This window comes from Nocardioides sp. (assembly GCF_035429765.1).
In the GTDB taxonomy this organism is placed as follows: Bacteria; Actinomycetota; Actinomycetes; order Propionibacteriales; family Nocardioidaceae; genus Nocardioides.
Window position 1 is genome coordinate 1 of record NZ_DAOMFK010000106.1, and the last position, 10923, is coordinate 10923.

At 73.1% G+C, this 10923-nt stretch carries 14 protein-coding genes; 1 reads left to right on the plus strand and 13 read right to left on the minus strand.

From position 1 onward, the window contains the following. Positions 1-69: 69 nt before the first annotated feature. A complete protein-coding gene (locus tag PLP61_RS10775) occupies positions 70-813 on the plus strand; it encodes a sirohydrochlorin chelatase (protein ID WP_324502714.1) in 744 nt (247 codons plus the stop codon). A gap of 13 nt (positions 814-826) precedes the next feature. Here PLP61_RS10775 and PLP61_RS10780 read toward each other — a convergent pair whose 3' ends face one another. From PLP61_RS10780 to PLP61_RS10840, 13 genes are all read right to left on the minus strand, one after another. Then, positions 827-1210, minus strand: coding sequence for a DUF3037 domain-containing protein (locus PLP61_RS10780; RefSeq protein ID WP_324502715.1), 384 nt, complete (start codon positions 1208-1210; stop codon positions 827-829). After that, positions 1207-1971, minus strand: coding sequence for a HipA family kinase (locus tag PLP61_RS10785; protein ID WP_324502716.1), 765 nt, complete (start codon positions 1969-1971; stop codon positions 1207-1209). The genes PLP61_RS10780 and PLP61_RS10785 overlap by 4 nt, the downstream gene beginning before the upstream one ends. Next, on the minus strand, positions 1968-2813 hold the full coding sequence (locus PLP61_RS10790) for a polyphosphate kinase 2 family protein (RefSeq protein WP_324502717.1): 846 nt from the start codon (positions 2811-2813) through the stop codon (positions 1968-1970). Before PLP61_RS10790 ends, PLP61_RS10785 begins: the two co-directional genes overlap by 4 nt. Before the next feature lie 29 nt (positions 2814-2842). After that, a complete protein-coding gene (locus tag PLP61_RS10795) occupies positions 2843-3547 on the minus strand; it encodes a GNAT family N-acetyltransferase (RefSeq protein ID WP_324502718.1) in 705 nt (234 codons plus the stop codon). A gap of 6 nt (positions 3548-3553) precedes the next feature. Further along, positions 3554-4165 (minus strand): regulatory protein RecX, encoded by a 612-nt coding sequence (locus PLP61_RS10800; protein WP_324502719.1) that lies wholly within the window; start codon positions 4163-4165, stop codon positions 3554-3556. Beyond that, positions 4155-5210 carry a recombinase RecA gene (gene recA / locus PLP61_RS10805; protein WP_324502720.1) on the minus strand — a complete coding sequence of 352 codons (1056 nt, stop codon included), beginning with the start codon at positions 5208-5210 and terminating at the stop codon, positions 4155-4157. Before recA ends, PLP61_RS10800 begins: the two co-directional genes overlap by 11 nt. Positions 5211-5428: 218 nt before the next feature. After that, entirely contained in the window at positions 5429-6223 is a 795-nt protein-coding gene (locus tag PLP61_RS10810) for an S-methyl-5'-thioadenosine phosphorylase (RefSeq protein ID WP_324502721.1), read from the minus strand. 38 nt (positions 6224-6261) lie between these two features. Next, the gene (locus PLP61_RS10815; protein WP_324502722.1) at positions 6262-7527 is read right to left on the minus strand and encodes an MFS transporter; all 1266 of its coding nucleotides are present in this window, start codon (positions 7525-7527) and stop codon (positions 6262-6264) included. Beyond that, positions 7524-7718 carry a DUF3046 domain-containing protein gene (locus tag PLP61_RS10820; RefSeq protein WP_324502723.1) on the minus strand — a complete coding sequence of 65 codons (195 nt, stop codon included), beginning with the start codon at positions 7716-7718 and terminating at the stop codon, positions 7524-7526. Before PLP61_RS10820 ends, PLP61_RS10815 begins: the two co-directional genes overlap by 4 nt. Continuing rightward, entirely contained in the window at positions 7715-8236 is a 522-nt protein-coding gene (locus PLP61_RS10825) for a DinB family protein (RefSeq protein ID WP_324502724.1), read from the minus strand. The genes PLP61_RS10820 and PLP61_RS10825 overlap by 4 nt, the downstream gene beginning before the upstream one ends. A gap of 15 nt (positions 8237-8251) precedes the next feature. Further along, positions 8252-9058, minus strand: a complete 807-nt coding sequence (locus PLP61_RS10830; protein ID WP_324502725.1) for an ABC transporter permease — start codon at positions 9056-9058, stop codon at positions 8252-8254. Then, on the minus strand, positions 9059-9877 hold the full coding sequence (locus PLP61_RS10835; protein ID WP_324502726.1) for an ABC transporter permease: 819 nt from the start codon (positions 9875-9877) through the stop codon (positions 9059-9061). Then, a complete protein-coding gene (locus PLP61_RS10840; RefSeq protein ID WP_502889030.1) occupies positions 9878-10804 on the minus strand; it encodes an ABC transporter ATP-binding protein in 927 nt (308 codons plus the stop codon). Between the last annotated feature and the right edge of the window lie 119 nt (positions 10805-10923).

The following is a 10923-nucleotide window of genomic DNA, read 5'->3' on the forward strand; positions in this document are numbered from 1 at the left end:
AGTGCTGCACCCACGCATGCCCCCCCCCCCCTCCCCCACCCACCCCCACGAAGAAGGGAGCCGACCCTGATGGCCGCTCCAGCCCTGGTGGCCCTGGCGCACGGAAGCCGTGACCCCCGGTCCGCCAAGACGATCACCGCCCTCGTCGCCGAGGTCCGCGCCCTGCGGCCCGACCTGCGCATCGAGCGCGCCTTCCTCGACCTGGCCACCCCCTCCTTCCAGACGGTGGTGGACCGGCTGGTGCGCGCCGGGCACGACGAGATCGTCGTGGTCCCGCTGCTGCTCACCCGGGCCTTCCACGCCCGGATCGACGTCCCGGGTGCGGTGGCCGCCGCCGTCGAGCGCCACCCCGGGCTGCAGGCCCGGGTCACCGACATCCTGGGCCTGGAGACCCGCTTCCTGGAGGTCCTCGACCTGCGCCTGCGCACGGCGCTGAAGCAGGCACGGGTCCGCGAGCTCGACGCCCTCGTGCTGGCCGCCGCCGGGTCCACCGACCCGCTGGCCAACCAGGCGGTGGCCCGGCTGGCCCGGGTCTGGGGAGGCCACCACCGGCTTCCGGTGACCGCGGCCTTCGCGTCTTCCGCCCCGCCGGCCACCGGGGAGGCCGTGCGGGCGTTCCGGCGGGAGGGCCGGCGGCACATCGCCGTGGCCTCGCTGTTCCTCGCCCCCGGCCGGCTGCCGGACCGGGCGGCCGAGCTGGCGCTCGAGGCGGGGGCGGTGGCGGTGTCCGAGCCGCTGGGCGCGCACCCCGAGCTGGCCCGGACCATCCTGGCCAGGTACGCCGTCGGCGCCGTGGAGCTGGTCCCGGTCTGATGCGGTGGTCCGGCTAGGCCACCAGCTGGGAGAGCAGCCGGTCCAGCTCCCGGGCCGGGGCGTCGGTGACCCCGCCGTGCACCGGGCCGGGCCGCACGACCGTGCTCCGGGGTGCCCGGAGGAAGCCGAAGCGGGTGCCCAGCGCGGGCTCTCTGGCCGCGGCCCCTCCTCGCGCGTCACCGGCGCACACGCCCTGGACGAACTCCAGCGTCGCGCAGACCCGCTCCACGTCCACCTCCGGGTCCAGGGCCAGCAGCCGGTCCCGGTCGACCAGCCAGGCCGCCTCGAGAAACCCGGCCTCCTCGCAGTAGAGCACGACCCCGAGGTTCACGAACTCCTCCCGGTCCGCGCGGGGGACGCAGCGCAGCACGACGTACTGGTAGGGCAGCCGGGTCATCGCGACACCTCCGGGAGCCAGCCGCTGGTCCCCAGGCGAGCGGTCAGGAAGTCGACGTACGCCGCCCGCAGCGCGTCCGGCGACCCGGCGCCGGGCACGGGATCGAGCCACGCGTCCGGCACACAGGCCAGCACCTCGGCGAACGCTCCGGGGCCGAGAAGGTCCCGAGCCTCCTCGTCGACGCCGCCGACGCGCGGCAGGCTGTCCAGCATGACGTGGCCGGTCGGGTCCCAGGGCTGGGCGGCGAACCGGGCCGGGTCGCCGACTCCGGCGTCCCAGGCGTGGTGGAAGTACAGGCACGCCCCGTGGTCGATGGCCCACACCTCGCCGTGCCACACCAGCAGGTTGGGGTTGCGCCAGCTCCGGTCGACGTTGGCGCAGAACGCGTCGAGCCAGAGCAGCCGGGCACCGACGTCGGCGGCGGCCGGCGGGTCGGCGTCGTAGCCGAAGGCACCGGGCAGGAAGTCCACACCCAGGTTGAGGCCGGGACTGGCGTTGAGCAGGTCCTGCACCTCCTCGTCGGCCTCGTAGCGGGCGATCTCCGGGTCCAGCTCCAGCGCCACAAGCCGAGGGGTCCGCAGCCCGACCCGACGGGCCAGCTCACCGACGACGACCTCGGCGACCAGCACCCGCACTCCCTGCCCGGCGCCCCGGAACTTGCAGACGTAGGTGCCCAGGTCGTCGGCCTCGACGAGTCCGGGGAGCGAGCCACCCTCCCGCAGCGGCGTGACGTAGCGGGTCACCGCGACCGTCGGGATCACCCGACCGGCGCCTCGTCGGCGAGCCGGCGCTGCTGCTCGGCGACGTCGAAGTCGGCCTCCGGCCAACGCAGGTCGAGCCCGCGCAGGGCCTCGAGGAGCAGCCCGCCGACGGCGAGGTTGCGGAACCACTTCTTGTCGCTGGGGATCACGTGCCAGGGGGCCGCCGCGGTGCTGGTGCGCTCCAGGGCGGTCTCGTACGCCGTCCGGTAGGCCGGCCACTGCGCCCGCTCGTCGACGTCGCGAGGGTTGAACTTCCAGTACTTGGTCGGGTCGTCCAACCTGGCCAGCAGCCGCTCCTTCTGCTCGGCCGCGGAGATGTGCAGCATGCACTTGACCAGGGTGCTGCCCGACTCGACCAGCTCGGCCTCGAAGGCGTTGATCGCGTCGTACCTGCGCTCGATCTCCGCCGGCTCGGCCAGGCCGTGCACCCGGACCACCAGGACGTCCTCGTAGTGGGAGCGGTCGAAGACCCCGATGTACCCGGGACCGGGGAGTGCCGCGCGGATCCGCCACAAGAAGTCGTGCCGCTTCTCCTCCTCGGTCGGCGCCTTGAACGAGGTGATCCGCACCCCCTGCGGGTCGACCAGACCGACCGTGTGGCGCAGCACCCCTCCCTTGCCAGAGGTGTCCATGCCCTGCAGCACCAGCAGCACGTTGCGTGAGGAGCCGGTCGTGCGCTCGGCGAAGAGCCGCTCCTGCAGCTCGGCCAGCTCGGCGCCCATCTCGAGCAGGGCCTGCTCGCCCTCCTCCTTGTCACCGTCGAAGCCGGGCGTCGCGTCGGTGGGGAGGGTGCTCAGGTCGACCGGGCCCGAGGGCAGCCGCAGCGCGTGGGAGGTCGTCATGACGCCAGCCTAGGGGGCCGGGCGCGCGCTCAGGCCAGCACGCGGCCGACGGCGAGCCGGCACCCCACCACGGTGCTGACCGTGCCGTCGGCTTCGGCCTCGTCGAACCACAGCCCCCGGCTGAAGCCGACCTTGTCCAGGACCCGCAGCGAGGCGGCGTTGCGGTGGTCGGGGGCCGCGAAGAACGCGGGGGCGGTGGGGAACCGGTGGTGGGCGCGTTCCATCCAGGCCCACAGCACGCGGGTGCCGATCCCACGGCCCAGCCAGGCGGGCTCGCCGACGGCGTAGTCGACGCCGATCGCGGTGGGGTCCGGGCCCAGCAGCGCGTACTCGGGGTAGTCGGCGATGCGGTAGTCCTGCAGGAAGCCCACCGCCCGGCCGTTGACCTCTGCGACCCACATCCGGGTGGGGGACGCGCCGTCGATGCGGGGGCCGTACCGCGCGGCCACCTCCTCGGGGGTGGGTGGCCCGTCGCCGTGCCACCAGCGCCGGACGTGCGGGGCCTGGCGCCAGCGGATGAGGTCGGGCAGGTCACCGCGGGTCATCGCGCGTACGCTCACCACCAGGTCGTGGTCGATCTCGAAGACCTTGGCCGCCCCGGAGAGGTCGCGCGCGACCGGCACCCCGGTCAGACTCAGCCCGACCCGTCTCGCCGCGGCCGCCCAGGACTCACCCTCATGGGCGACGCCACTCAGCTCGCCCCCGGGGTGCAGCACCAGCACCTGGGTTGCCATCGAGACTCAGGGTAGAGGCTCCGCGTCGGTCTCGTCGCCGAGCGCCTCCCGGACGACCCGGAACGACAGCGCCGGGGGGTAGCCCTTGCGGGCCAGCAGTCCCACCAGCCGCCGGGTCGCCACGGACGCCTCGAGGCCACGCATCGAGCGCAGCCTGCGGTGCACGAGCATCCGGGCGGCCTCTTCCTGGGAGGCCTCGTCGACCTGCTCCAGGGCGGCGGCGACCGCCTCCGGGGCGACCCCCTTGCGGCGCAGCTCGTGGGCCAGCGCTCGCGGGGCCAGCCCACGACCGGCGTGCCGGGACTCCACCCAGGCGCGGGCGAAGGCGGCGTCATCGACCAGGCCGACCTCCTCGAACCGGTCCAGCAGGCGCTCTGCGACGTCGTCGGGCACCCCCCGCGCGGCGAGCGTGGCGCGCAGCTCGGCGCGGCTGCGGGCCTGGCCGGTGAGCTGGTCGAGCAGGATGGCGCGGGCCACCGCCTCCGGGTCGGCCTCGGGCCCGTGGGCGACCTCGTCCTCGGGCGGCGGCGGGGTGCCGGTCCAGGCCCGGACGCCGACCGAGACGTCCCCCTGCCACGGGTCGGGCAGGGGGACGGCCACCCCGGTCTCAGAAGTCATCGATCCCGATCGGGTCGGTGGACAGCGGCTCGGCCTCCTCGCCGACCTGCGGCCCGACCCCGAGCTTCTCGAGGATCCGCTTCTCCAGCTCGTTGGCCAGGTCGGGGTTGTCGCGCAGGAAGTTCCGCGCGTTCTCCTTGCCCTGGCCGAGCTGGTCGCCGTCGTAGGTGTACCAGGCACCCGCCTTGCGCACCAGGCCGGCCTCCACCCCGACGTCGATGAGCCCGCCCTCGCGGGAGATGCCCTTGCCGTACATGATGTCGAACTCGGCCTGCTTGAAGGGCGGCGCGACCTTGTTCTTGACGACCTTGACGCGGGTGCGGTTGCCGACCGCGTCGGTCCCGTCCTTGAGGGTCTCGATGCGGCGCACGTCGAGCCGGACGGAGGCGTAGAACTTCAGCGCCCGGCCACCGGTGGTGGTCTCCGGAGAGCCGAACATCACGCCGATCTTCTCGCGCAGCTGGTTGATGAAGATCGCCGTGGTGCCGGCGCCGTTGAGGGCACCGGTCATCTTCCGCAGCGCCTGGCTCATCAGCCGGGCCTGGAGCCCGACGTGGCTGTCGCCCATCTCTCCCTCAATCTCGGCGCGCGGCACGAGCGCGGCCACCGAGTCGATGACGATGAGGTCCAGCGCACCGGAGCGCACCAGCATGTCGGCGATCTCCAGCGCCTGCTCGCCGGAGTCGGGCTGGGAGACCAGCAGGGCGTCGGTGTCGACCCCGAGGTTGCGGGCGTACTCCGGGTCGAGGGCGTGCTCGGCGTCGATGAAAGCGACGATCCCCCCGGCGCGCTGGGCGCTGGCCACGGCGTGCAGCGCGACCGTCGTCTTGCCCGAGGACTCCGGGCCGTAGATCTCCACGACCCGCCCGCGGGGCAGTCCGCCGATGCCGAGCGCCACGTCCAACGCGATCGCCCCGGTCGGGATCACCTCCAGCGGCGCCCGGGTGTCGTCACCCAGCCGCATCACCGAACCCTTGCCGAACTGCTTCTCGATGTTCGCGAGAGCGGCGTCCAGCGCCTTGTCGCGGTCTCCTGCTGCTGCCATGGTGCTCCGTCCAATCTGGCGGACCCCCACCACGGGGGCCGCCGAGCTCTCGGGTGTCTTCTCGACGTCGTGCTGGACGCTAGACCGGCCCACCGACAGAGCTGATCCTGCGCCAGGATCTGTGGAGAACGACGACCAGCGTGCCACCTGTGGACCACCCTAGGCCGAACAGGTGTTCGACACCTAGTACCGCGACGCGGCGTGTCGCGGGCCCGGCGTCACGGCCCCAGGTAGGGCAGGTCCAGGCCCTCCGCCCACGTCCGGCAGGGACAGCCGTCGGGGTCCGGCAGCCGTGGGATCGCCTCGCGCAGCAGCCCCTTGAGCCGCTCCACGTGGCGGGCGAAGGTGTCCATCACCTCCGCCTGGCCCACCCCCTCGCCCGCCTCCACCCCGGCGTCCATGTCGGTGACCAGGGCCACCGGGCAGTAGCAGATCATGAGCTCCCGGGCGAGCACGGCCTCGGGCTGGCCGGTCATGTTGACCAGGGTCCAGCCCTGGGCCGCGTAGTGCTGGGACTCCGCACGCGTGGAGAACCGTGGCCCCTCGACCACCACCATCGTGCCGCCCCTGACCACGGCTGGGTCGAGCCCCGCCACCACTCGGGCGGCGGCCGCGCAGTAGGGGTCGGCGAACGGCACGTGCACCGCTCCCTGCTCCACGAACGTCTGCGCCCGCCCGGAGGTCCGGTCGACCAGCTGGTCGGGGACCACCACGTCTCCCGGGGACACCTCGGGGCGAAGGCCGCCGACCGCGCACGGCGCCAGCACCTGGCGCACCCCGAGTGCGTGGAGGGCCCAGAGGTTGGCCCGGTAGTTGATCGCGTGCGGCGGGTACTCGTGGTGAGCGCCGTGCCGGGGCAGGAAGGCCACCGTGCGGTCGGCCACGCGGCCCACGGTGACCGGACCGGAGGGGCGGCCGTACGGCGTGTCCGGCTCGACGACCACCGGGTCGTCCAGGAACGAGTAGAAGCCGCTGCCGCCGATCACGGCGACGTCGGCCCGGTGCGCGCTCACCCGGCCACTCTCCCAGGTCGAGGAGCCCCACGACACGGTCATGAGTCGGTCACCGCCAGGTCTCCCGGCCCTCCGGCGCGGCCGGCGGCGTACGCCGCAGCGAGCACCCCGGTCGCGAGCAGGGCGGCGAACAGGTTGAGGGCCGGATAGCCCCACGACCCCACGATGAGCCCCGCCAGGCCTCCCGCGGCCGCCGCCGAGACCCCCATCACCAGGTCCGAGCCCCCCTGGACGTCGGTACGCACGTCCAGCGGCACCTCCGAGGCGATGATCGTCGAGGCGGCCACGGTGGCCAGGGACCAGCCGACTCCCAGCAGGAACAGGCCGACCAGGATCTGCCAGGAGCTTCCCTCCGGGGAACGGCCGCTGAGCAGGAGGGCCACGAGGAGGACCACTCCGCCGGCCGCCAGGACCGGAGGACGGCCCAGCCGGTCCACGGCCCAGCCGACCAGCGGCGCGAACGCGAACATGCCCAGGACGTGCACCGAGATCACCAGGCCGATCACCCGCAGCTGGGCCCCTCCGTGCTGCATGTGCAGCGGGGTCATCACCATCACCGCGACCATCACCGCGTGCGCGGCGGCGAGCGCGACCACCGCCGACCGGACGGTCGGCCGCTGCGAGAGCACCTCCGAGACCCTCGCCCACGACGTCCCCCGTGGCGGCACGCCGGTGACCCCCACTCGTGCCCGGGCCAGCAGCAGGGGGTCGGGGCGCAGGAACACCCAGACCACCAGTGCCGCCAGCAGCATGCCGATGCTGCCCAGCAGGAACGGCCCGGTCAGCGCGGGGACCCCGAGCCGCCCGGCCAGCGCGCTGGCCGGTCCGGTGAGGTTCGGCCCGGCGACGGCACCGAGCGTGGTCGCCCACACCACGAGGGACAGGGAGCGCCCGCGCGAGACCGGCGGGGCGAGGTCGGTGGCCGCGTAGCGGGCTCCGTTGTTGGCCGCGGTCGTCGACCCGAGCAGGGTGGCCCCGACCAGCAGCACCGGCATCGACCCGAGCACGCCCGACCACACGATCACGAGCGCGCCGAGGGCGCCCAGCAGGTAGCCGGTCGTCAGCCCGACCCGCCGGCCGCGGCGCGACATCAGCCGCGCCAGCAGGTACGACGCCACAGCGGCGCCGAGGACCTGGCAGGTCTGGGCGAGCCCGGCCTGCTTCTCCGAGCCGGACAGGTCGCGGGCCAGCAGCGACGCGGTGGCGATCCCGATGGTGATGCCCACCGCGCCGACCGCCTGGCCGGCGACGAGGGTGGCGAGGGTGCGTCGATGCACCGCCGCGACGTCGGGAGGAGCGGTCACCGGTCCCCCGGGGGCAGCTCGAGCGCACGCCACACCGCCGCCCAGACCTCCTTCGCCGGGACGCCGGCCTCCAGCGCCTCGGCAGCCGTCCGCCCACCCAGGTCGGCCATCACGAACTGGCCGGCCCAGTGCCGGGCGTAGTCCTCCCCCAGCGCGCGCTCCATCCTGGCCCAGAACTCCGTGAGCCTCATCGTCCTGCGACGTCCCAGAGGTGGTGCACCGCGTCGTGCAGGTGGTAGCGGCCCAGGCTCTCGACGGTGAACACCGCCCCGTCGCTGCGCCGTCCGACCCGCGACCACTGGGCCCCCACCACCCCGGCGTAGGTGCCCGCGACGATCTCCGCCGCCTCGGTCAGCTCGCCGGCGACGTCGGCCGGGTCGGCCAGGTCGTACCGCTCCGCGACCGCGGTCGCGTCCTGGTCCCAGCTCTCGAACGCGGGGTCGTCGGTGGTCAGCATCAGCCGCACCCGCCCGTCGAACACCCGGTGCACGTCACGGACGTGGCAGGCGTACTCCAGCGGGGACCAGACGTGCTCCGCGGGCCGCGTGCGGGCGCCGGGACGGGCCATCACGGCGGCCAGGGCCGCGGCGTTGGCGCGGAGGAGGTCGGGAAGCCGCTCGGCCGCGGTCGCGCTCGCGTCGTACCCGCAGTCGGGGCACGGCCGCGACAGAACCCAGGTCCAGTCCTTGGTGTCCGGCTCGATGGTCATGGGCACCATCCTCTCTCACCGCAGCAGCAGGGACCCCAGCCGACGACGGACGACGACGAGCCCCACCAGGCCCATCACCAGCAGGTAGACCACCGACACGGCCGAGGCCCACGACAACGCCCCGGTGGTCAGCTCGCGGCACAGCACCACGCCTCGGTACAACGGCGTCACCTCGATCACCCAGCGGACCGGGTCGCTCAGCGTGCTGACCGGGAAGAAGGTCCCCGAGAACAGGAACAGCGGCAGCTGGACCAACGTGATCTTCTCGAAGTCCTGCCAGCTCTTCATGTACGTCGTGAGCGCCATCCCGACCGCAGCGAAGGCGAACGCGATGAGCAGCGCCGCGGGCAGCGCGAGCAGGGCCCACCAGGAGTCGGTCAGCCCCAGGACGGCCATCACCACCAGGAACGCGGCCGAGTAGGTGCCGCCCCGGGCCAGGCACCAGGCGATCTCCCCGCGGGCGATGTCGCCGGTCGACAACGGGGTGACCAGCATCTGGTCGTAGAGCTTGGCGTACTTCAGCTTGAAGAAGACGTTGAACGTCGCGTCCATCACCGCACCGTTCATCGCCGACGCGGCCAGCATGCCGGGCGCGACGAACGCGGCGTACGGGATCTCCTGCCCGTTGAACTCGAAGGTGTCGATCAGCCGGCCCACGCCGACGCCGATGGACAGCAGGTAGAACACCGGCTCGAGGAAGCCGGTCAGGAACAGCTTCCACGCCGAGCGGTAGACGATGAAGTTGCGCAGGAAGAGCAGCCCGGTCGCGCGCGCCGGGCTCAGCGGCGAGGTGGCGACCTGGGTGGGAACCGCGACAGCCACTCAGGACACCAGCCTTCCGGCCAGCCCGGTGACCGACCAGCGCCAGCCCACCGCCGTCAGGATCGACAGGTAGGCCACGTTCACCGCGGCCAGCCGCCAGTCCACGACGTCGAGGGTGAACATCCGGGAGAGGTTCACGCCGTGCCACAGGGGCGTGACCCGGGCCACCCACTCGAGCACGGGGCCGAGGTTGGACACCGGGAAGAACGCCCCCGAGAACAGGAAGAGGGGGAACACGCCGACCCGGTAGATGATCCCGAAGCCCTCCTCGGAGGTCATCCGCGCGGTGACCCCGTAGACGAGCCCCGCGAAGCACATGCCGACGAGGACCTGCGCGCCGAAGGCGGCGACCGCGCCCCACCACGTGGCGTAGACCCCGAACGGGACCAGCACGAGCATGAAGATGCCGCACGTGGTGGCCAGCCGGAACAGCACGAAGGCGAGGTTCCCCGCCACGAGGTCGGGGACTCCCAGCGGCGAGGCCAGCATCGAGTGGTAGACGCGCTGCCACTTGATCATGCCCATCACCGGGTAGGTCACCTCGCCCACCGCGATCTGCATCGCGTGGCTGGCCAGCAGGCCCGGGACGACGAAGTCGAGGTACGACGTCGCGCCCTCGAGCCGCGCCGGGTCGCCCTGGACGAAGCCGCCCAGGAGGACCCCCATCGCGACGACGTAGAACAGCGGGGTCACGAACGACGAGACGACCGAGCCCCGCCAGGTCCTCCGGTAGACCGTCAGCCAGTAGTCGACCTGGCGGCGTACGCCATCGGCCGGGCCCGCGGGACGGCGCGGCAGGGACTCGGTGAGCGCGACCACTCAGTCCACCAGCGTCCGACCGGTGAGCCGGAGGAAGACGTCCTCCAGGGTCGAGCGGCGGACCAGGACCGCCGAGGGCAGCAGGCCCCGCTGGTGCACCTGGGTGACGACGGCCTCCCCGTCGTCGCTGTAGACCAGCAGGCGGTCCGGCAGCACCTCCACCCGCTGGCCCAGGTCGGCGACCCGCTCGGCGAGGCCCTCGTGCTGCCCGACCCCGAAGCGCAGCTCGGCGACCTCGCGCGAGGAGAAGCGCGCGATCAGGTCCAGCGGGGAGCCCTCCGCGACGATCTCGCCGCGGTCCATCACGACCAGCCGGTCGCAGAGCTGCTCGGCCTCGTCCATGTAGTGGGTGGTGAGCACCAGGGTGACGCCCTGCTGCTTGAGCCGGAACAGCTTGTCCCACAGCAGGTGCCGCGCCTGCGGGTCCAGGCCCGTCGTCGGCTCGTCGAGGAGGAGCACGTCGGGGTTGTTGATCAGGGACCGCGCGATGGTCAGCCGACGCTTCATTCCTCCGGAGAGGTCCTCGACCTTGCTGCGGGCCTTGTCACCCAGCTGCACGAAGTGGAGCAGCTCCTCGGCGCGGTTCCGCACGTCGGCCCGGGGGATGCCGAAGTACCGCCCGTAGACGTAGAGGTTGTCGAAGACGGTGAGCTCGGAGTCGAGGGTGTCCTCCTGGGGGCACACCCCCAGCCGGGCGCGGATCGCGGGCCCGTCGGTGACCGGGTCCAGGCCGAGGATGCGCAGCTCGCCTGCGCTGGGCGGCGACACCGCGGCCACCATCCGCATCGTGGAGGACTTCCCGGCGCCGTTGGGTCCGAGGAACCCGAACGACTCACCGCGGCGTACGTCGATGTCGATGCCGCGCACCGCCTCGAAGTCGCCGAAGGACTTGCGCAGTCCGCGCGCCCGGATCATCGAGTCGCTCACGGAGAACGACCCTACTGGGCGCGGGGTGGCCTGTCGGTTTCCCCGCCCGGGCGGGCAAACCCGCGCCGCACCCCGCGAGTCGCTCGCGGAGTCGTGCGCCCAGCACCCGCCGATCGAAA